Here is a 19,844-nt window from a genome sequence, read left to right on the forward strand (position 1 = left end):
GCAACTCGCCAGTCAGGCCATCTCGGTGACGGCCTGACTTAAACCAAACAGCCTCCGCGAATGCCGGGGCGATTCACGCTGCCGCACGCCTCCATGCCGATGAGACACCGAGGCAAGTTCACGAAGAATGCCGTCATTTGGTCGCGCCGCAGTTGCTTGCGCAACGCGACCTTGCCATGCTCATCCACTGCGTGAACCTGGAACACTTTTTTGCCAGGTCAATGCCAACAGTCGTAATCTTCATGGTGGACGCCCCTTTCAGTTCAAGTGGTTGCTGACACTTCCACTTTGGCACATCGATACCGGTACGGGTGGGGGCGTCCATCCCATTGGTTCTGGCCGAAGGCGGCCGGCCGGAGGATGCCACAGCGACCTCCTCGTGGGAAAGGCTCGCCAACTTCGATCCGCTTGGCTCAATGACTTGGAGCAAGGCGCACTAACTGTGCCTCCCTACGTCACCAAGCCCGCCACAGCGCGATGACGAGCAGCGTGCAGAAGGCGGCGACCAGGTCGTCGAACAGGATGCCGAAGCCGGCGATGGCCCAGCGCATGTCCTCGGCGGCGGCGCCCTTCTGCTTGCACAGGGCGTCGGCCCAGGCGATGGGGCCGGGCTTGGCCGCGTCGAAGATGCGGAACAGCACGAAGGCGGCGAGCTGCGCCCACAGTCCGGCCGGCGTGACCAGCCAGAGGATCAGCCAGAAGGCGACCACCTCGTCCCACACGATGTGGCCGGGGTCGGCCACGTTCATGTGGCGGGCGGTCACGGTGCACGCCCACCAGCCGATCGGCAGCGACGCCAGGATGACCCCGCCGATGGCGGCCGGCGACAGCCACAGCTGCATCACCACGAATGCGGCCCAGGCCCACAGCGTGCCGACGGTGCCGGGGGCGATGCGCGGCAGGCCGGAGCCGAAGCCCAGGGCGATCAGGTGCGCCGGGTGCGAGAGCATGAAGCGGACCGTGGGGTGCATCGGGGCGGCGAGCGCGGAAGGCGGAAAGGAGGCCGGGGGCGGCACGGTGCTGGATTCGGGTGCGGTGGACATCACGTCGAAGTGTCGCGCATCTCGGGCCGCGAGCCGCCTCGACGCCCAGAGGCGCTCCCTATAACTTTCTTTTCACGACAAACGGGAGAGCACGGCCTCATGAGATCCATCGTTCAACGTCTTGGGGCCCTGTCGCTCCTCGTGGTCTTCAGCTTTGCGCTGGTGGCCTGCGGCAACAAGGAGGCAGACCAGCGCAAGGCCTTCGCCACTTTCCTGCAAACCCGCGTACTCGACAAACCCGGCATTCGTGTGCCGGCGCTCAGTGCGGAGGAAAAGGCTTCTTTCGGCGACTATGCACAGCACTACGCCGTGATCACCGATTTCAACGAAGGCATGAACAAGTCGGAGGGCCAGCCCATGACGCAGATCATCGCCAAGGGTGGGCTGCGTTCCGTCAGCGACCTTGTCTCGCGCCGCGACGACATCAAGGCTGCCAAGGACGGCCTGGCGGGCCTGCGTACCGCGCTCGACCAGCAAACCACCACGGCCGATGCCGCGCACGCACAACTCAAGCAGCCCGACGACCTGAAGCAGGTCTACGACAAGGCCTACGAGAAGACCGTGACCGTGCCTTCCACCACCTTCAAGGAGGTGTTCCCCGCGCTCGACACCATGTTCGACAGTGCGCTGGCCGTCGGCAGCTACATCGAGCAGAACAAGTCGAAGATCCAGATCTCGGGCAGCACCGTCAGCGTGACCGACCCGGCCGTGCAGACCGAGCTCAACAAGCGGCTGCAGCAGCTCAACAGCCAGTCGACCGCCATCAAGGCGGCGCAGCAGAAACTGCAGATGGTAGTTCGAGGCGCCTGAGCGGGAGCGGCGCGAAACCTCACGCGAGGTGGTCGAACGCACCGAAGTGCCGTGCCACCGGCATTACTTCGACGTGTTGCGTCTCTTGGATAGAGCAGGTGTCTCGACCGGCGTGATGCGGTAGACGCAGCGCCGCGCACCGGCGATCAGGTGCTCCTCGCGCTGCAGCGCGCCGCGCGGGCCGGTCACCTCGCGAAAGACCTCGAGTTCGGATCGGCAGAAGCCCAGGCAACTGGTGGCAGCAGCGCAGATCGGGCAGTGGTCCTCGATCAGCAGCCAGTCGCGGCCGTCGGGTTCGACCCGCGCCATGTAGCCCTCGGCGTCGCGCAGCGCGGCCAGCCGGCGCAGCCTCGGCTCAAGCGCCTCGATGCCGTCGCAGGCCTGCAGGTAAACAGTAAGCGCCGCCTGCTCGCGGGTGGTGATGAGGCGATCCAGGCCTTCCTCGCCGAACACTTCGCGCACCGTCGACAGCAGCTGTACGGTGAGCTGCGCATGGGTATCCGGGAAGCGTGCGTGGCCCGTGGCCGTCAACGCCCAGTCGCTGCGCGGACGGCCCGCGCCGGCCTGCGGTTGCAGCCGGCTCTCGACCAGACCCGCGGCCTGCAGCTTTTGCAGCTGCTGGCGCGCGGCCTCGCCCGTGATCGTCAGCTGGGCGGCGAGCGCGGCGGTCGCGGCGGGCCCGCGCGTCTTCAAGGCGAACAGGAGGCGGTCTGCGGTGGCGGTGGGGTCGGCTTCCATTTATGCAAGTAATTGCTTGTTTAATTTTGTGGCCGGAACTATTATCCAAGATATAGCTTTGATAATAACGCCGGCCCGCCCGGCGAACGACGCATGACCTCACAAGCCTCGGCGGACGCCGACAATTCTCCTCCCGGCCCAGACCTCAGCGCCGGCTGGTCCGAGCTCTTCACCGGTCGCAACGGCTGGCGTGCGCTGGCGCTGACCGGCGGCGTCGCGCTGCATGCGGTCAACGTGCACATCGTGACCACCGTGCTGCCCTCGGTGGTGCGCGAGCTCGGCGGGCTCGACTGGTACGCCTGGAGCACCACGCTGTTCGTGGTCGGCTCGATCGTCGGTGCTGCTCTGTCGGTGCGCCTGCTGGCCGCGTTGGGCCCGCGCGGCGCTTGCCTGGCCGCGCTGGGAGTGTTCGCCGCGGGCTCGGTCGGCTGTGCGACCGCGCTGGCTATGCCTTGGTTGCTCGTCGGGCGCACCGTGCAGGGCTTGGGCGGTGGCATCCTCGCGGCCCTGAGCTACGCGCTGATCGGCCGAGTGTTCGAGTCGCGGCTCTGGCCGCGCGCGGTGGCGCTGGTCTCGGGCATGTGGGGCGTCGCGACCTTGTGCGGCCCTGCGGTGGGCGGTCTGTTCGCCCAGGCCGGCCACTGGCGCTGGGCCTTCTGGGCGCTGCTGCCGTTGGCCGTGCTGCAGGGGCTGCTGGTGAGCTGGCAGCTATCGTCCAGCGCCGGTGTGCAGCACCAGCGGCCCGACACGCTGCCGCGCGTGCCCGCACCGCAGATTGCGCTGTTGACGCTGTCGGTGCTGGCGATCGCCGCGGGCGGGTTGCTGGCCTCGCTGGTGGCGCAGGCGGTCGCGGTGCTGTTCGGCTTGGCGCTGGGCTGGCTCGCCAGCCGTCAGGACCGCCGCGCCGCGGTGCGCCTCCTGCCCACCGGCGCCTACGCGCTGGGCCGGCCGCTGGGTGCGATCTACGCGGCCATCGCGCTGCTGCTGGTCGGCACCACCACGGAGATCTTCGTCCCTTATTTCCTGCAACTGCTGCAGGGCCACAGCCCGCTGACCGCGGGCTACCTCACGGCCGCCATGGCGGCGGGCTGGAGCGTTGGCTCGCTGGCTTCGTCGGGACGTCAAGGGGCCGCAGCCAACCGCGTGCTGTGCCTCGGGCCGGTGCTGTCGGCGTTGGGTCTGGGCGTGCTGGCCTGGGCCGTGCCCACGAGCGGCGCGCTGGCGCCCGGCTTGACGCTGGTGCTGATGGCGCTGGCGCTGAGCGCCGTCGGCCTGGGCGTGGGCATCGGCTGGCCGCACCTGCTGACGCGCGTGATGGCCCTCGCGCCCCAGGGCGAGGAGGGCGTCGCCTCGACCTCGATCACCACCGTGCAACTCTATGGCATGGCGGTGGGTGCGGCCATCGCTGGCCTGGTGGCCAACGCGGCCGGGCTGACCGTGCCCGGTGGCGTGACCGGCGCGCAGTCGGCGGCGTTGTGGCTGTTCGGCAGCTTTGCACTGGCACCGCTGGCGGCTGCATGGCTGGCCGTGCGTGCGGCGCGAGGTGACGCATGAGCATCGACACCGTCGCCCTGTTCGTCGGCACGCAAGCGCTGGGGCTGGCGCTCTGGGCCAGCCTTGCCGTGATCAACAACCTGCACGACTTCCAAGGCGCCGCCGCGGCGGTCGGCCGCACGCTGTCGATGGTGCTGCTGGCCGAGCCACCGGCCATCGACACGCCCTTGCGTCGCCGTGCGATCCGTTCGCCCTTGCTGCATCGGCTGGGCCTGATCGTCGTGGTGCTACTGCAAATCGTCGCCGCGGTCGCGCTCTGGACGGGCTGCACCTTGTGGGCCGTCCACGGCACGCGCGCGCCTGCCATGCCCTGGTTCGATTTCGGCCTGGCGGCTCTGTCGGCCGCGGTGATGGCGATGCTGCTGGGCGGCTTGGCGACGGCCTACTGGATCCGGCAGGAGGCGCTGCAGCAGACGCATTTCCTGCTGTTGCTGTGGATCCTCGCGGCCTTCGGGGTGCTGCACTTCGGCGTATCGGCTTGACGATGCGGGCAACGCGCCCGACGCTGCCTCAGACGAAGTGATCAAAGGAGGTAAATCGCTGTTCCACCGGCACGCGCGCCGCATCGACGATGCGCACACCGGCGTCGGCCTCGATGCGACCGATGCGCGTCACCGCGGTGGCGCTCGCGCGGCCGGCCTGGGCCACGGCCTCGCGCGCCGTGACCGGCGCGGTGAACACCAGCTCGTAGTCGTCGCCGCCCGAGAGCGCGTACAGGCGCTGCAGCTCGTCGCCGAGCACGCCGCGGTCGAAGGCCGGGTGGGCGCAGGCTGCGATGCAGCCGGCCGCGGCGTCGGCGTCGACCACCGCGCCCACACCGCTGGCGCGCAGGATGTGCGACAGGTCGCCCAGCAGGCCGTCGCTCACGTCGGCGGCCGCGCTCGCGATGCCGCGCAGCGCCTGGCCCAGCGCCACGCGCGGATCGGGCATTTCCATGCGCGCGCGCGCCAGGGCGAACAGTTCGGACGGCAATTCGAGCGTGCCGCGGAAGACTTCGAGCGCCAACCGCGCATCGCCCAGCGTGCCGCTGACCCACAGGTCGTCGCCGGCCCGCGCGCCCGAGCGCAGCAGCGCGGACCCCGCCGGCACTTCGCCGAACACGGTGATGCAGATGTTGAGCGGGCCGCGCGTGGTGTCGCCGCCGACGAGCTCGCAGTCGTGCGCGTCGGCCAGCGCGAACAGGCCGCGCGAAAAACCTTCGAGCCAGCCTTCGTCGACTGCAGGCAGCGACAGCGCGAGGGTGAAGGCCAGCGGCTTCGCGCCGCAGGCGGCCAGGTCGCTGAGGTTCACGGCCAGCGCCTTGTGGCCGAGGCGGGCCGGGTCCACGGTCGAGAGGAAGTGCCGGCCCTCGACCAGCATGTCGGTCGACACAGCCAGCTGCATGCCCGGTGCCGGTGCCAGGAGCGCGCAGTCGTCGCCGGTGCCCAATGGCGAGCGCTTGGCGGGCCGCGCGAAGTAGCGCGCGATCAGATCGAATTCGCCCATCGCGCTCATTTCGTCGGGTTCCTGAACCGCAGCGCCGCTTGCCGCACCACCTCGGCCAGCAGGTTCTCCTTGGCCTGCTTCTCCCGCAGCCAGCGCGCGTCGTTGCGGCTGGCTTCGACGTCGGTGCGCAACTGCGCGATGGACGACGTGGCGCCGAGCGCTTCGCTGTGCCATTCGAGTTGCGTCATGGTCATCAGGATGTGCTCTCGCAGCGACATGTGCTCGCCGGTCGCCGGGTCGACGTACACCGCGTCCAGCCCGAAGCGGCAGGCCTGGAAGCGGTTGTAGGTGTAGACCAGGTAGTCGTCCTCGGTGGGGGTGAAGGGCTGCTCCTGCAGGAACCAGGCGCCCAGCGACTGCACGTAGCCGGCCAGCGCGGCGGCGCGCTCGACGGTCAGCGGCGTGTCGAACACGCGGATCTCGATGGTGCCGAACTCGGGCTTGGGCCGGATGTCCCAGTAGAAATCCTTCATGCTGCGCACGACGCCGGTGCGGGTCATCTTGGCGAAATAGACCTCGAACTCGCGCCACGACAGCGTGAAGGGCGCGCGGCCCGACAGCGGGAAGGCGAACACCGAATTGAGCCGGGCCGAGTCGAACTGCGTGTCCTGTCCCTGCACGTAGGGCGATGAGGCCGACAGCGCGATGAAGTGCGGGATGTAGCGCGACATGCGGTGCAGCATCAGCAGGGCGGCGTCGGCATCGGGGCAGCCGATGTGCACATGCTGGCCGAAGATGGTGAACTGCTTGCTCAGGTAGCCGTACAGCTCCGACAGCTCGCGAAAGCGCGGCTTGTCGTAGATGCGCCGCTCGTGCCACTGCTGGAAGGCGTGCGTGCCGCCGCCCACCACCGCGATGTTGAGCTTGTCGGCGTTGCGCACCAGCGCGTCGCGGATCGGCGTGAGCTGGTCGATCACGTCCTGCGCCGAGTGGCAGATGTCGGTCGAGATCTCGATCATGCTCGAGGTCATCTCGGGCACCACGCTGCCGGGCAGCGGGGTCTGCGCCATCAGGCGCAGCATGTCCTCGGCATAGGGCGCGAGGTCGTAGTCGTGGGTGTTGACCAGCTGCAGCTCGAGCTCGACGCCGAGCGACAGCGCCTCGGACTTGTTGAAGGGCTCGAGCGCCATCGTGCGATCGCGCGGCGACTTCGGCAGGTTCGCGATGCTCATCGTTGCGTCTCCCGTTCGTCGATGCCGCGGAACACATCGGGCAGCCAGGGCTTGAGACTCTCGCCGGACGCATGGATGGCGACGGTGGCCAGCACCGCGCCCACCACCTCCATCACCAGGATGGCCGGCAGCGCGATCTGCGAGATCATCGCGCCGAGCAGCGGCGAGGCGGTGGCGAAGTTCGACGCGATCAGCAGCGCGATCGACGACAGCGGCGACATCGCGCAGCCGACCCAGAAGGCCTGCTTCCAGCTCGCGCCGCTGCCGGGGTTGGCGATGGCCACGCCGGCGATCTTGGCCAGCAGCCGCACGCCGATCACCGCCAGCACCAGGCTCGCCACCGGCAGGCTCCAGTCGCCCTGCGCGGCGACGATCGACACCAGCACGAACATCAGCATCGTCAGCAGCGACGCGGCGGTGCCCAGCTGGCGCGGCCAGGCCCAGGGCTTGGGGTTGAGCTGCTTGAGCAGGATGCCGCCGATGAGCGCGGCCAGCGGCGCGGCCCCGCCGAAATGCGCCGCGAGCGCCGCGCCGACGCCGATCAGCGCCAGCAGCAGGATCGAGGTGTTCTCGCTCGTCGGGCTCATCACGCGCAGCGCCGAACGCAGCGCCAGCGCCAGCACCGCGCCCACCACGAAGGACACGCCCAGCACCACCAGCACCGGGTAGAGCTTGTTCATGAGCCCGGCCGGGCCGCGCTCGAGCAGGCCGGCCTGCGCATAGCCGAGCGCGAGTGCGTAGAAGGTGTTGAGCGTGGCCAGCGTCAGCGCCCGCTCGGTCACCGGGCCGGAGCCGCGCGTGTCCATCACCACGCGGCTGAGCACCGCGGGCGAGGCGACGATGGCCATCAGCGCGACCGGGTTCGCCACCGGGTTGGGCACGCCCAGCCAGTGCAGCGTCCAGAACACGCCGAAGTAGGTCAGCGCCGATTCGAGCAGGCTCTGCAGCAGCACCATCGGGTTGTGGCGGAACCAGCGCAGCGGCAGCCGGCCGCCGGCCTCGAACAGCACGATGGCGACGCCGAGTTCCAGCAGGAAGAGCGGAATGCCCTGCAGCGGCCACAGCGCGCCCTCGAAGCCGGCCAGGCCGACGACGGTGCCGACGATGGAATAGCCCACCACCTTGGGCATGCCCATGTAGCGCTGTACCAGGTGGCCGGAAGCGGCCGCGGCCGCCAGCAGCAGCGACCACAGCACGGTGGGCAGGCCGGCGGATGGGCGGACCCAGTCGGCCCAGAAACCGAGGATGTCGGCGGGAATGAAGGAAGTCATCGGGAAGGAAGGAAGAAGCTCGCCGGCCGGCTGCGCATGCGCGCCCCGATGGCATGACGGATGCGGGCCCGGTCGAGCCCGCTCACGCTGTGCGCGCGCAGGGCCAGGCGGAAGGCGAAGTAGAAGCTCACGCCGACGTTCAGCGCGCCGATGGCCGGCACGGCGGCCACGGCCCACCAGAGCGCGGGCTCGTGCAGCACGGCGGGGCCGAGCGAGGCGGCGGCCGCGCCGATCTGGCCGGCCGACAGCGTGACATGGCGCACGTCGAGCCCGAGGCCGAAGAAGGCGGCGAACGCCGGCACCAGGCCCAGCATCAGGCCCAGCGAGATGTTCGACGCGAAACCGGAGATGTGTGTGCGCATGAAGTCGGCCCATCGGCGGGCGCGTTCGGCGCCGAGCACGGCACCGATGCGGGGGTTGTAACGCATGGCGGAATCCAGGCGGTGCAGGACGAAGGCGTTTTCGGTCCAGCCCGCCACGATGCTGGCCGCGAACAATAACAGGCCGGTGAAACCGGCATAGAGCAGGGTCGGTCCGGCCAGGGAGAGGCCGTGCAGCACCTCCCGCGCGTGTGCCGCGTCGATCAGCGGCCGGCCCAGGGCCCACTGCGTGCCGGCGCCGATGGCCAGCATCACCGGCACCACCGTGCCCACGTTGCCGAACACCGCCGCCACCTGCGAGCGCACCAGGTGCGTCACTTCGTCGACGAAATCGTCGATGGCGCCGTCGGCCTTCAGGTCGCGCAGCTTGGCGGCCATCGCCGGCGCCGTCATGGCCGGCTGCTTGGTGGCGAGCGTCAGGTGCAGCAGCTGGATCGCGACGAAGCTGGCCGCGTACATCAGCCCCGCGCCGAGGCCGGCCCAGAAGGCCGACAGGCCGAGCGCCAGGATGCCGAACTTGAGCAGCACGGTGAGCGCCGTCAGCGCGCCGCCGCCGGCCGCCTTGCGCACCATCTGCAGGTAGGCGCCGCGGTCGCGGGTGATGTAGTGTTCGCCGGCCTCGGCGCTGCGCTCGGTCACCTTGGCCGCGAGCATCGACGAGTTGGTCGCGACCAGTGCGCGCAGGCTGTTGCGCTCGCCGCCGGCCGCCACCAGGCGACCAACCAGCCGCGCCACGCTGGCGTGCGGCGCGGGCGCCATCAGGCAGTCGAGCAGCTCGCGGATGCGCAGCACGCGCTCGCGCAGCTGGCGCACGCGGAACACCAGGCCGACCGAGATGCCGTGGTCTTCCAGGTGCGTGTAGACCGAGGCCGCGGCGGCGCGGCAGGCGTCGAGCCGGTCGCGGAACGCGATGAAGGCGGCCTGCAATTCGGTCTCCTCGTGCGGCGTGTCGAACATGGCGTCGCGCAGGTCGTCGAGTTCGGCCATGAGCGCGTGGAAGGGGCGCGCCGTGCGCGCCGCATCGCTCATGCGCAGCCGCAGCTCGGGTGAGAACCCGGCCGCGACCACCTGGCTGCTGCAGTAGGTCACGGCGTCCATCACGGTGTGGCGCCAGCGCGGCGCATCGGTGGCCGGCGCGTCGGCCAGCAGCGCGCCGATGCGTGCCAGCGCCGCGTCGTCGAGCAGCGCGATCCAGCGCGCGTCGAAATCGCCCGGCAGCACCATGCGGAACAGCTCCGACGCGTCGGTGGTCTCGGGCGTTCCGGGCAGCAGCTTGCGGCGCAGGCGCTCGGTCAGCTCGCTCAGGAAGGCGGTGCGCGGCGCGAAGCCGTAGTCGGCCAGCAGCGTGGTCAGGTCGACGTCGCGGATGAAGGCGGCCCACCAGGCCTGCGCCTGGGCGCGCAGCGCGGGTCGGCTGTCGATGGCGTCGAGCAGCAGGCCGACGCGCGCCGCCGCGGCGTTGGGCGTGCTGCGGTCGCCGCGCAGCCAGTCGAAGAGCTCGATCAGCCAGACATGGCGCGCGGCCACGCCCGCCGTCGGGTCGAGCCGGGCGAGCAGGGTCGACAGATCGCGCGGGGCGCTCATCCGTGGCCGGCGTGCGAGGCGGGGGACAGCGCGCGTCAGACGCTGTGAATGAATGGGCCGCGTCCGAGCGGCGCGCCAGGGCGGCGTCCATCGAGGCGCAAAGCGCAGCCATAGCTCGGGCTATGGCGAGCATTTGCAACGACGAGGGGCGTCGTCAGGGCGCGTCGAGCGGGCGTGGATGATTCGTTCACAGCGTCTCAGTGCAGCACGCGCGAAGCCGGGGCGCCATGGGCGTCGGCTTCCAGCAGGAACATCGGGACCGGCACGTCGAAGCGGTCGCCCGCCTCGCTCACGAAGAAATAGCTGCCGTGCATGGTGCCGCTGGCCGCCTGCAGGCGACAGCCGCTGGTGTAGCGGAACGATTCGCCCGGCGCCAGCAGCGGCTGCTGGCCGATCACGCCCAGGCCCTTGACCTCCTGCGAGTGGCCGGACACATCGTTGATCAGCCAGTGGCGCGCGATCAGCTGCGCCGGCACCTTGCCCGTGTTGGTCACGGTGATGGTGTAGGCAAAGGTGTAGACGTGGTCCTCGGGGGAGGACTGGTCGGCGAGGTATCGCGGCTCGACGGCGACGTGCATGGCGGGCTGGGACATGCGGGGATGGTAACGGCTGCGCCGGCCGGCACGCTGCGACAATCGCCGCCATGAGCAGCCCCACCTACCGCATCGCGCCCTCCATCCTGTCCGCCGACTTCGCGCGCCTGGGCGCCGAAGTGACCGACGTGATCGCCGCCGGCGCCGACTGGATCCATTTCGACGTCATGGACAACCACTACGTGCCGAACCTGACCTTCGGCCCGATGGTCTGCCAGGCCCTCAAGCCGCATGCGAAGCAGGCCGACGGCACGCCGGTGCCGATCGACGTGCACCTGATGATCCAGCCGGTCGACGCGTTGGCCGCCGCCTTCGCCCAGGCCGGCGCCGACTACATCAGCTTCCACGCCGACGCATCGCCCCATGTGCACCGCAGCATCCAGGCGATCCGCGCCGCCGGCTGCAAGCCGGGGCTGGTGTTCAACCCCGGTGCCGGGCTCGAGGCGCTCGACTGGGCGATCGACGACATCGACCTGATCCTGATCATGAGCGTGAACCCCGGTTTCGGCGGCCAGAGCTTCATCGACTCGGCCCTGCGCAAGATCGAACTCGCACGCAAGCGCATCGAACAGAGTGGACGCGACATCCGTCTGGAAGTCGACGGCGGCATCAAGGCCGACAACATCGCCTGCGTGGCCGCCGCTGGTGCCGACACCTTCGTGGCGGGCAGCGCGATCTTCAACGCCACCGACTACGCCGGCGTGGTCGCCGCGATGCGCGCCAATCTCGCGAGCGTCAAGGCCTGACCTTGTCGTTGTAGACGCGGTCGGCCTCCACCCCCCGGCTGGTGTCGACCACGCCGCGTTCCACGTCGTCGTGGGCGCGCCTGCCGAGTTCGGTGGCCGAGCCGTCCTGGTTCTGCTGGCTGTCCGACGATTCGTCGCGTTCGTGCGGCAGCTTCGGTGCCGATTCGCCGCCTTGCTCGACCTTGGTCTTGCCGTCCTGGTCGGGGCGCACGGCATCGGTGTCGCGGGGCTGGTTGTCCTTGTTTCGTGGGCGGGTGGCCATGGCTTGCTCCTGTGGTTGCTTCTTGTGGCACACCGCGCGGAGAAGCCCGGTAGGACCGGCGGGCCGGCCGCTGTAGGATCGTCGGCGATGGCCGACACCCTTCTTCACGACACCCTGCGCATCCACAGTTTCGCGTCCACCGAGCCCGGCCCGCGGCTCATCGTGCTGGGCGGGGTGCACGGCAACGAGACCTGCGGCACCGTCGGCATCGAGCGCGCCGTCGCCGAGCTCGACAGCGGTGCGCTCACGCTGCGGCGCGGCCAGCTCACCCTGGTGCCGGTGGCCAACCCGCTGGCGCGGCGGCTGATGCAACGCGAGGGCGAGCGCAACCTCAACCGCTCGTTCCGCCCGAGCGAGGTGCCGGCCGACTACGAGGCCCGCATCACCAACCTGCTGTGCCCGCTGCTCGACCGCCATGAGGTGCTGCTCGACCTGCATTCCTTCCAGAGCGCGGGCGAGGCCTTCGCGATGATTGGCCCGCGCGACAACACCGGCACGCTCGAACCCTTTTCACGCGCCACCGAAGAGGGCCGGCTGGCGCTGCACATCGGCACGCCGCGTGTGGTCGAAGGCTGGCTCGACATCTATGCGGCCGGCCTGGCGCAGCGCGCGGGCGGCACGCCGGCCGACGATGCGGCGCTGGCCTTCGGCTGGGGCACGAACGAATACATGCGCAGCCGCGGCGGCTACGGCGTGACGCTCGAATGCGGGCAGCACAGCGACCCGGCCGCGCCCGAGGTGGCGCACGCGGCCATCCATGCGGCGCTGCGGCTGCTCGGGATGGTGGATGGCGACGCCATCGCACCGCCGCAGCCCGCGCTGCTGCGTCTGATGAGCGTGACCGACCGCGACGACGAGGAAGACCAGTTCGTGCGCGAATGGGCCACCTTCGACCCGGTGGCCAAGGGCGAGCCGATCGCCGTGCGCGCCGACGGCCGCGTGCTGCAGGCCGAGCGCGACGGCTTCGTGATCTTCCCGAACACCGAGGCGCAGCCGGGCGCGGAGTGGTTCTACTTCGCGGTGGAGAGCGATCGGCGGCTCTAGGCGCCTGCTCTTAGGCCGACGGCGGGCGAGGCGGCGTTCCTACATCGACCCCGAGGAGGGCGACGTACCTTTCAATGCTGGAGGATCTCCCATGCCCGCCTCGCATTCACCCGCCCCCCGCGTCCTGTGGAAAGGCGCCATCAGCTTCGGCCTGGTGCACATCCCGGTCGCGCTCTATTCGGCCACGACCGACCACAGCATCGACTTCGACTGGCTCGACAAGCGCACGATGGACCCGGTCGGCTACAAGCGTATCAACAAGAAGACCGGCAAGGAAATCGCGCGTGAGCAGATCGTCAAGGGCATCGCGTACGAAGACGGGCAGTACGTGGTGCTGACCGACGCCGAGATCGCCGCCGCCTACCCCAAGACCACGCAGACCGTCGAGATCGAGACCTTCGTGCCGGCCGACAGCATCCCCTTCGTCTATCTGGAGCGGCCCTATTACGTCGCGCCGATCAACCGCGGCGCCAAGGTCTACGCGCTGCTGCGCGAGACGCTGCAGCGCACCCGCCGCGTGGGTGTGGCCCGTGTCGTGATCCAGACCAAGCAGCACCTCGCCGTGCTCGTGCCCTCCGGCCCGGGCCTGGTGCTGAACCTGCTGCGCTGGGGCGCGGACATCCGGCCCTGGAAAGACCTGCCCCTGCCGGCCGAGGGCGCCAAGGCGGCGGGCCTGTCGGAGCGCGAGCTGAAGATGGCCGGCGAGCTGGTCGAGGACATGAGTTCCGACTGGGACCCGGACGAATTCAAGGACTCGTTCAAGGACGAGATCATGCGGCTGGTCGACCTGAAGGTCGCGGCCGGCGACACCGAATCCGTGACCCAGCCCGAGCCGTCGGAGGAGGGCGGCAGCGGCGGCGGGGCCAAGATCATCGACCTGACCGAACTGCTGCAGCGCAGCCTGCGCAAGGGCGGCAGGCCGGCCGCGGAGGCCCCCGAAAAGACCGCTGCAAGGACGGCGGTGAAGACCGTGGCGAAGGCCCGGAAAACCCCTGCGCGCAAGACCGCGGCCGCCAAGGCGCCCGCGAAGCGGCGCGCCGCCTGAGGGGTCGCCCATGGGCGCGCGCGAGGCACTCGCTTCCTATCACCGCAAGCGCGACTTCGCCAAGACGCCGGAGCCGCGCAGTGGCGGCACGCCCGGCAAGGGCGTGCTGGCCTTCGTGGTCCAGAAGCACCATGCGAGCCACCTGCACTACGACTTCCGGCTCGAGTTGGGCGGCACGCTGGTGAGCTGGGCCGTGCCGAAGGGGCCGTGCCTCGATCCGCAGGTCAAGCGCATGGCGGTGCATGTCGAGGACCATCCGATTTCCTACGGCGACTTCGAGGGCACGATCCCGCCCGGCCAGTACGGCGCCGGCACTGTGATCGTCTGGGACCGCGGCGAGTGGCAGCCGGACGGCGACGCGCACAAGGCGCTGGCGGCCGGCAAGCTGAAGTTCGAGTTGCGTGGCGAGAAGCTGCGCGGCCACTGGACGCTGGTGCGCATGCGCGGCAAGGGCGAGAAGCAGGAGCCCTGGCTGTTGATCAAGGAGAAAGACGCCGAGGCGCGCGCGCTCGACGACTACGACGTGACCGAGGCGTTGCCGGACAGCGTGATTTCCGGCGCCGCCGTCGACGCGCCTCTGCGGGCGAAGAAGCCGGACCCGGAGGCTGCGGCGCCGCCGTCCGCGCCGCGCAAACGAACGGGCCGCGCCGTGCCCTTGCCCGCCACCCTCTCGCCCCAGCTCGCGACCCTGGCCACCGCGCCGCCCAGCGACCCCGCCGACTGGCTGTGGGAGCTGAAGTTCGACGGCTACCGGCTGCTCACCCGCATCGAGAACGGCCAGGTGCGCTGCTTCACCCGCAACGGCCACGACTGGACCGACAAGCTGCCCGAACTCGCGCACGCGCTGGCGCAGCTCGACGTGCGCTCGGCCTGGCTCGACGGCGAGATCGTGGTGCAGGGCCAGAACGACGCACCCGACTTCCAGGCGCTGCAGAACGCCTTCGAGTGGCGTGCCACCGCGTCGATCGTCTACTGGATCTTCGACCTGCCCTTCGTCGACGGCGAAGACCTGCGCGAGCAGCCGGTCCAGGCGCGGCGCGAACGCCTGGCGGCCTTGCTGACCGACGAGCTCGCGCCGCGCCTGCGCTTGAGCGAGACCTTCGACGCGCCGCCGCGCGACCTGCTCGCCTCCGTCAGCGCACTGGGCTTCGAGGGCCTGATCGGCAAGCGCAAGGGCTCGCCCTACGTGTCGCGCCGCTCGTCGGACTGGATCAAGCTCAAGTGCCATCAGCGGCAGGAATTCGTGATCGGCGGCTACACGGCGCCCAAGGGCTCGCGCGCCGGCTTCGGCGCCTTGCTGCTGGGCGTGCACGACGCCAAGGGCGCGCTGCACTACTGCGGCAACGTGGGCACCGGCTTCGACGGCAGCCGCCTGGCGGACATCAAGGCGCGTCTGGACAAGCTGGCCACCGACCGCTCGCCCTTCGTCGAGGGCGATGCCGGCGTGCCGCGTTCGGTGAAGGCGCAATGGGTCAAGCCGCAACTCGTCGCGGAGGTGAGCTTCGGCGAATGGACGCGCGAGAACCGGGTGCGCCACAGCGTGTTCCAGGGCCTGCGCACCGACAAGCCGGCGCGGCAGATCACCCGCGAGAAGGCGGTAGCCGTTGTCGAGACGGCCAAGTCCTCGGCCGCCTCCAGGAAGACTGTCACGAAGAAAGCTGTCACGAAGAAAGCCAACCCGATGCCCACCTCTCGCATCACCCACGCCGACCGCGTGATCGACAAGGACAGCGGCGCCACCAAGGGTGGGCTCGTCGACTACTACGTGCAGGCCTCGGCGCTCATCCTGCCGCACCTCCAGGGCCGCCCGGTGTCGCTGGTGCGTGCGCCCGAAGGCATCGGCGGCGAGCTGTTCTTCCAGAAGCATGCCAAGGGCACGGACCTGCCGGGCATCACGCTGCTCGACCCGTCGCTCGACCCCGAGCACGAGCCGTTGTTGCAGATCGACAGCGCCGAGGGGCTGGTCTCCGCGGCGCAGATGAACGTGGTGGAACTGCACACCTGGAACGCCACCTCCAGCGCGATCGACCGACCCGACCGCATGACCTTCGACCTGGACCCCGGCGAGGGCGTCGACTGGACGCACATGCAGGAGGCCGCGCTGCTGATGCGCACCCTGCTCGACGAACTGGGCCTGGTCGGCTTCCTCAAGACCAGCGGCGGCAAGGGCCTGCACGTGCTGGTGCCGATCCGCCGCCACTATGGGTGGGACGACGTCAAGGGCTTCTCGCAGGCCGTGGTGCAGCACCTGGCGCAGACCATTCCGGAGCGCTTCGTCGCCAAGAGCGGCCCGCGCAACCGCGTCGGCAGGATCTTCGTCGACTACCTGCGCAACGGCTTCGGCGCCACCACCGTCGCCGCCTGGTCGGTGCGTGCGCGGCCGGGGCTGGGCGTGTCGGTGCCGGTGGCGTGGGACGAACTGGCGTCGCTCACTTCCGGCGCGCACTGGACGCTGCAGACCGCGCCCGCACGCTTCGCCGTCGGCAACGAGCCCTGGCGCGATTGGGAGAAAGGGCGCAAGGGCCTGGCCAAGCCGATGAAGCTGGTCGGCTTCTCGCCCGCCGGAAACTGAGCCTGCTCAGCCGTTCGTCACCTCGTTCGTCACCACCTCGAAGTGGTTCAGCGTGTTGGCACCGAACACCATGGTGATCGGCACGTCGGCCGCGTCGCGTCCGCGCGCGATCACGATGCGGCCGATGCGCGGCATGTTGTGGCGCGCGTCGAAGGTGTGCCAGCGGTCGCCGAGGTAGACCTCGAACCAGGCGCTGAAGTCCATCGGGGAGGGCACCGGCGGGATGCCGATGTCGCCGAGGTAGCCCGTGACGTAGCGCGCCGGGATGTTCATGCAGCGGCACAGCGTGATCGCCAGGTGCGTGAAGTCGCGGCACACGCCCACCCGTTCGCGGAAGCCTTCGAGGGCGGTGCGCGTCGCGCGGGCCTGCTGGTAGTCGAAACGCAGGTGGTTGTGCACGAAATCGCAGATCGCCTGCACCCGGTGCCAGCCCGGCGTGACGTTGCCGAACTGCGACCAGGCGAAGGCCAGCAGTTCGCTGTCGACCTCGCAGTAGCGGCTCGGCAGCACGAAAGGGAGCGTGGAAACCGGCAGATCGGCGGCCGCATGCTCGACGGCGCCGTAGTCGACCGGGTCGTGCCAGCCGGTGTCGTACACGACGGCGTTGTTGCGCAGCCGGACGCTGTTCACGCCGAAGGGCACATGCACGCGGGCGCAGAAGTTGTCGAAGCTGTCCTGGTAGTGGTCGGTCGGCAGCGGCGGGCTGATGGTGATGTTCTCGCCGGCGTGGATGTCGCCGCTGCGTGACGGGTGGACGCGAAGCATGTAGATGAGCGCGGTGGGCGCGGTGACGCCGATCTCGATGTCATAGCCGATCTGGATGAACATGGCGTCGCTTCGCAAGAATGAGGTGTAGAGGTAAAGCAGGTTCGGTGCCCGGTGCCCGTTGCCATGAGAAGACGGCGTGCGCGCGAGGCCCCTGATCCTAGGCCTGCAACGGCGACACGGGCGCGTCACCGCGCCGCGAGCAGGCGTAGGCCGAGGCTGATGCGTCGGCCCGCTCCTACCGGGATCGGCCGCGCGCTCCCACACGCGCGAGCGCGTGACCACTACGGCGCGCGTGTCGGGCACACCTTAGCCTCTCAGGGCGCCGCAACCAGGAGCACCTGGCCGACACCGCCGGCCATGCCGTTCTCCCTCCCATCTTCCCGAAGGCCACCATGGATCTTTTCCCCTTGGTCAATTTGCTGAACAGCCCCCTCATGGACGGGGTTCTGCTCTGGACCGTGGCCGCGGTGGCGAGTGTCGTCGGCCTCGTGGGGCTGGTGAATGCGCTGGACATGTTCCTGGACACCGAGCCGAACTGAGTTATCCCCGGTGCCGTGGGCACCGTTTTATCGTTTCCAAGGACAAGAATGACCCCACGTAACAGGGCAGCGGCCGGACGCCGCCCGAAGGCCAGCGACGGCCCGAACAGCAAGCAACTGCAGCTGGCGGGCTTTACCCAGGAGACCACGTCGCAACTGACCACGAATCAGGGCCTGCACATCCCGGACAACCACAACTCGCTGAAGGCGGGCGTGCGCGGGCCGACGCTGCTCGAGGACTTCATCCTCCGCGAGAAGATCACCCACTTCGACCACGAGCGCATTCCCGAGCGCGCGGTGCACGCGCGCGGTGCGGCGGCGCACGGCTATTTCCAGGTCTACAAGTCGATGTCGCAGTTCACCTGCGCCGACTTCCTGCAGGACCCGTCACAGAAGACGCCCGTTTTCGTGCGCTTCTCGACCGTCGCCGGCTCGCGCGGCTCGGCCGACACGGTGCGCGACGTGCGCGGCTTCGCGGTCAAGTTCTACACGCAGCATGGCAACTACGACCTGGTGGGCAACAACATGCCGGTGTTCTTCATCCAGGACGCGATGAAGTTCCCCGACCTGATCCATGCCGTCAAGCCCGAGCCGCATCACGAGATGCCGCAGGCCGCGAGCGCGCACGACACCTTCTGGGACTTCGCCTCGCTGATGCCCGAGAGCACCCACATGCTGATGTGGGCCATGAGCGACCGCGCCATCCCGCGCAGCTACCGGATGATGGAAGGCTTCGGCGTCCACACCTTCCGCTTCGTCAATGCGCGCGGCGAGTCGCACTTCGTCAAGTTCCACTGGAAGCCCAAGCTGGGCATCCACGGCCTGGCCTGGGACGAGGCGCAGAAGCTCGCGGGCAAGGACCCCGACTTCCACCGCCGCGACCTGTGGGAAGCCATCGAGAACGGCGACTTCCCCGAGTGGGAGCTGGGCGTTCAGATGATTCCGCAGGACAAGGAGCATTCGCTCGGCTTCGACCTGCTGGACCCGACCAAGCTGATCCCTGAAGAGCTGGTGCCGGTGCAGCGCATCGGCAAGCTGGTGCTCGACCGCAACCCCGACAACTTCTTCGCCGAGACCGAGCAGGTCGCCTTCCACCCCGGCCATGTGGTGCCGGGCATTGACTTCAGCAACGACCCGCTGCTGCAGGGACGGCTGTTCTCGTACACCGACACGCAGATCTCGCGGCTCGGTGGCGCGAACTTCCACGAGCTGCCGATCAACAAGGGCGTGTGCCCCTTCCACAACTTCCAGCGCGACGGCATGCACCGCCAGACCATCGCGCGCGGCCAGGTCGCCTACGAACCGAACACGCTGGCCAACGGCACGGAGTTCCGCGTCGACGGCGAGAGCGGCGGCTTCCAGTCCTTTCCCGAGGAGATCGAGCCGCCGAAGATCCGTCGCCGCAGTGCGTCCTTCGACGACCACTTCACGCAGGCGCGCTTGTTCTTCAACAGCCAGAGCATGGCCGAGAAGGAACACATCGTCGCGGCCTTCCGCTTCGAGCTGTCCAAGCTCGAGGTGCCGGCGATCCGCCAGCGCATGGTCGACAACCTGGCGCACGTCGACGAGAAGCTGGCACGCCGCGTGGCCGAGCCGCTGGGCATCGGCGCGCCCGACGCCAAGGCCGCGGCCGGGCGGCCGGGCTTCCGCGGCCACCGCATGGCGCTGGCCATCGAGGAGTCGCCGGCGCTGCGCATGGCCGACACGGGCGATGGTTCCGTCAAGACGCGCAAGATCGCGATCCTGGTGGCCGACGGGGTCGATTCGGCTTCGCTGAAGCCGATCCGCGAGGCGCTGGAAGCGGCCGGTGCGCAATGCAAGGTCATCGGGCCGCGGCTGGGCACCGTGGCGAGCGCGTCGAAGCGGCAGATCGAGGTCGACGCGACCTTCGCGGCCATGCCCTCGATCCTGTTCGACGCCGTGCTGATCCCGGCCGGCAAGGACGGTGCGGCGGCGCTGCGGCAGAACGGTGAGGCGCTGCACTTCGCGCTGGAGGCCTTCAAGCACTGCAAGGCGATCTGCACCGTGGGCGAGGGCGTCGAGCTGCTGTCGATGGTGGGCGTGGGCCGCGCCCCCGCGGTGGCGCCGGCGGGTGTGGTGGTGGCCGAGACACCGGTGACGAACCTGGGCGACACGACGGCCGCCACCGAGATCGCCACCGCCTTCATCGCGGCGATCGCCAGGCATCGGCACTGGGACCGCGCGAACATCGACGCCGTGCCTGCTTGAAGTCCACCC

General features: G+C 69.5%; 17 protein-coding genes and 1 pseudogene. 8 read left to right on the plus strand and 10 right to left on the minus strand.

Annotated elements, in window-relative coordinates; genetic code table 11:
- Positions 1-71: 71 nt before the first annotated feature.
- A pseudogene (locus N8A90_RS07215) lies at positions 72-244 on the minus strand (IS110 family transposase); the annotation flags it as partial.
- Positions 245-455: 211 nt separating this feature from the next.
- Entirely contained in the window at positions 456-1,043 is a 588-nt protein-coding gene (locus tag N8A90_RS07220; protein ID WP_410087644.1) for a phosphatidylglycerophosphatase A, read from the minus strand.
- Between the two features lie 99 nt (positions 1,044-1,142).
- On the opposite strand from N8A90_RS07220, the gene N8A90_RS07225 reads away from it, so the two are divergent.
- Positions 1,143-1,853 carry a DUF3053 domain-containing protein gene (locus tag N8A90_RS07225; protein ID WP_262074003.1) on the plus strand — a complete coding sequence of 237 codons (711 nt, stop codon included), beginning with the start codon at positions 1,143-1,145 and terminating at the stop codon, positions 1,851-1,853.
- A 63-nt stretch (positions 1,854-1,916) separates the two neighbouring features.
- Here the strand turns inward: N8A90_RS07225 and N8A90_RS07230 are convergent, their stop codons facing one another.
- Entirely contained in the window at positions 1,917-2,591 is a 675-nt protein-coding gene (locus N8A90_RS07230) for a helix-turn-helix transcriptional regulator (protein WP_262074004.1), read from the minus strand.
- 93 nt (positions 2,592-2,684) lie between these two features.
- Here N8A90_RS07230 and N8A90_RS07235 point away from each other — a divergent pair, with 93 nt between their 5' ends.
- Both N8A90_RS07235 and N8A90_RS07240 read left to right on the plus strand, forming a co-directional pair.
- Positions 2,685-4,145 (plus strand): MFS transporter, encoded by a 1,461-nt coding sequence (locus N8A90_RS07235; RefSeq protein WP_262074005.1) that lies wholly within the window; start codon positions 2,685-2,687, stop codon positions 4,143-4,145.
- The gene (locus N8A90_RS07240) at positions 4,142-4,627 is read left to right on the plus strand and encodes a DUF2165 domain-containing protein (protein WP_262074006.1); all 486 of its coding nucleotides are present in this window, start codon (positions 4,142-4,144) and stop codon (positions 4,625-4,627) included. The genes N8A90_RS07235 and N8A90_RS07240 overlap by 4 nt, the downstream gene beginning before the upstream one ends.
- A gap of 28 nt (positions 4,628-4,655) precedes the next feature.
- On the opposite strand, the gene thiL is transcribed toward N8A90_RS07240, so the two are convergent.
- The 5 genes from thiL to apaG form a co-directional block, all read right to left on the minus strand.
- Positions 4,656-5,630: a thiamine-phosphate kinase gene (gene thiL / locus N8A90_RS07245; protein ID WP_262074007.1), complete on the minus strand. Its 975-nt coding sequence runs from the start codon at positions 5,628-5,630 to the stop codon at positions 4,656-4,658.
- 5 nt (positions 5,631-5,635) lie between these two features.
- Positions 5,636-6,760 (minus strand): YbdK family carboxylate-amine ligase, encoded by a 1,125-nt coding sequence (locus N8A90_RS07250; RefSeq protein WP_262074404.1) that lies wholly within the window; start codon positions 6,758-6,760, stop codon positions 5,636-5,638.
- 38 nt (positions 6,761-6,798) lie between these two features.
- Positions 6,799-8,073 carry a cation:proton antiporter gene (locus N8A90_RS07255; RefSeq protein WP_262074008.1) on the minus strand — a complete coding sequence of 425 codons (1,275 nt, stop codon included), beginning with the start codon at positions 8,071-8,073 and terminating at the stop codon, positions 6,799-6,801.
- A complete protein-coding gene (locus N8A90_RS07260) occupies positions 8,070-10,037 on the minus strand; it encodes a site-specific recombinase (RefSeq protein WP_262074009.1) in 1,968 nt (655 codons plus the stop codon). Before N8A90_RS07260 ends, N8A90_RS07255 begins: the two co-directional genes overlap by 4 nt.
- 197 nt (positions 10,038-10,234) lie before the next feature.
- Complete coding sequence (apaG, locus tag N8A90_RS07265; protein WP_262074010.1) at positions 10,235-10,630, minus strand: Co2+/Mg2+ efflux protein ApaG; 396 nt, start codon at positions 10,628-10,630, stop codon at positions 10,235-10,237.
- Positions 10,631-10,680: 50 nt separating this feature from the next.
- Between apaG and rpe the strand changes: the two genes are divergently transcribed.
- Positions 10,681-11,376 carry a ribulose-phosphate 3-epimerase gene (rpe, locus tag N8A90_RS07270; RefSeq protein ID WP_262074011.1) on the plus strand — a complete coding sequence of 232 codons (696 nt, stop codon included), beginning with the start codon at positions 10,681-10,683 and terminating at the stop codon, positions 11,374-11,376.
- Here rpe and N8A90_RS07275 read toward each other — a convergent pair.
- Entirely contained in the window at positions 11,366-11,638 is a 273-nt protein-coding gene (locus N8A90_RS07275; RefSeq protein ID WP_262074012.1) for a hypothetical protein, read from the minus strand. The genes rpe and N8A90_RS07275 overlap by 11 nt on opposite strands.
- An 87-nt stretch (positions 11,639-11,725) precedes the next feature.
- Between N8A90_RS07275 and N8A90_RS07280 the strand changes: the two genes are divergently transcribed.
- From N8A90_RS07280 to ligD, 3 genes are all read left to right on the plus strand, one after another.
- A complete protein-coding gene (locus N8A90_RS07280) occupies positions 11,726-12,682 on the plus strand; it encodes a succinylglutamate desuccinylase/aspartoacylase family protein (RefSeq protein ID WP_262074013.1) in 957 nt (318 codons plus the stop codon).
- Between the two features lie 91 nt (positions 12,683-12,773).
- Complete coding sequence (locus N8A90_RS07285; RefSeq protein ID WP_262074014.1) at positions 12,774-13,727, plus strand: Ku protein; 954 nt, start codon at positions 12,774-12,776, stop codon at positions 13,725-13,727.
- Between the two features lie 10 nt (positions 13,728-13,737).
- On the plus strand, positions 13,738-16,299 hold the full coding sequence (gene ligD, locus N8A90_RS07290; protein WP_262074015.1) for a DNA ligase D: 2,562 nt from the start codon (positions 13,738-13,740) through the stop codon (positions 16,297-16,299).
- A gap of 6 nt (positions 16,300-16,305) precedes the next feature.
- On the opposite strand, the gene N8A90_RS07295 is transcribed toward ligD, so the two are convergent.
- On the minus strand, positions 16,306-17,127 hold the full coding sequence (locus N8A90_RS07295; protein ID WP_262074016.1) for a transglutaminase-like domain-containing protein: 822 nt from the start codon (positions 17,125-17,127) through the stop codon (positions 16,306-16,308).
- Positions 17,128-17,654: 527 nt separating this feature from the next.
- Between N8A90_RS07295 and katE the strand changes: the two genes are divergently transcribed.
- A complete protein-coding gene (gene katE / locus N8A90_RS07300; protein ID WP_262074017.1) occupies positions 17,655-19,835 on the plus strand; it encodes a catalase HPII in 2,181 nt (726 codons plus the stop codon).
- Positions 19,836-19,844: the final 9 nt, after the last annotated feature.

This window comes from Variovorax sp. N23 (genome assembly GCF_025486315.1).
Classification (GTDB): Bacteria; Pseudomonadota; Gammaproteobacteria; order Burkholderiales; family Burkholderiaceae_C; genus Variovorax.

Coding starts and splice junctions, on each gene's coding strand:
- N8A90_RS07220 (WP_410087644.1), bottom strand. CDS start 1,043: ATGTCCACCGCACCCGAATCCAGCACCGTGCCGCCCCCGGCCTCCTTT.
- N8A90_RS07225 (WP_262074003.1), top strand. CDS start 1,143: ATGAGATCCATCGTTCAACGTCTTGGGGCCCTGTCGCTCCTCGTGGTC.
- N8A90_RS07230 (WP_262074004.1), bottom strand. CDS start 2,591: ATGGAAGCCGACCCCACCGCCACCGCAGACCGCCTCCTGTTCGCCTTG.
- N8A90_RS07235 (WP_262074005.1), top strand. CDS start 2,685: ATGACCTCACAAGCCTCGGCGGACGCCGACAATTCTCCTCCCGGCCCA.
- N8A90_RS07240 (WP_262074006.1), top strand. CDS start 4,142: ATGAGCATCGACACCGTCGCCCTGTTCGTCGGCACGCAAGCGCTGGGG.
- thiL (WP_262074007.1), bottom strand. CDS start 5,630: ATGGGCGAATTCGATCTGATCGCGCGCTACTTCGCGCGGCCCGCCAAG.
- N8A90_RS07250 (WP_262074404.1), bottom strand. CDS start 6,760: ATGGCGCTCGAGCCCTTCAACAAGTCCGAGGCGCTGTCGCTCGGCGTC.
- N8A90_RS07255 (WP_262074008.1), bottom strand. CDS start 8,073: ATGACTTCCTTCATTCCCGCCGACATCCTCGGTTTCTGGGCCGACTGG.
- N8A90_RS07260 (WP_262074009.1), bottom strand. CDS start 10,037: ATGAGCGCCCCGCGCGATCTGTCGACCCTGCTCGCCCGGCTCGACCCG.
- apaG (WP_262074010.1), bottom strand. CDS start 10,630: ATGTCCCAGCCCGCCATGCACGTCGCCGTCGAGCCGCGATACCTCGCC.
- rpe (WP_262074011.1), top strand. CDS start 10,681: ATGAGCAGCCCCACCTACCGCATCGCGCCCTCCATCCTGTCCGCCGAC.
- N8A90_RS07275 (WP_262074012.1), bottom strand. CDS start 11,638: ATGGCCACCCGCCCACGAAACAAGGACAACCAGCCCCGCGACACCGAT.
- N8A90_RS07280 (WP_262074013.1), top strand. CDS start 11,726: ATGGCCGACACCCTTCTTCACGACACCCTGCGCATCCACAGTTTCGCG.
- N8A90_RS07285 (WP_262074014.1), top strand. CDS start 12,774: ATGCCCGCCTCGCATTCACCCGCCCCCCGCGTCCTGTGGAAAGGCGCC.
- ligD (WP_262074015.1), top strand. CDS start 13,738: ATGGGCGCGCGCGAGGCACTCGCTTCCTATCACCGCAAGCGCGACTTC.
- N8A90_RS07295 (WP_262074016.1), bottom strand. CDS start 17,127: ATGTTCATCCAGATCGGCTATGACATCGAGATCGGCGTCACCGCGCCC.
- katE (WP_262074017.1), top strand. CDS start 17,655: ATGACCCCACGTAACAGGGCAGCGGCCGGACGCCGCCCGAAGGCCAGC.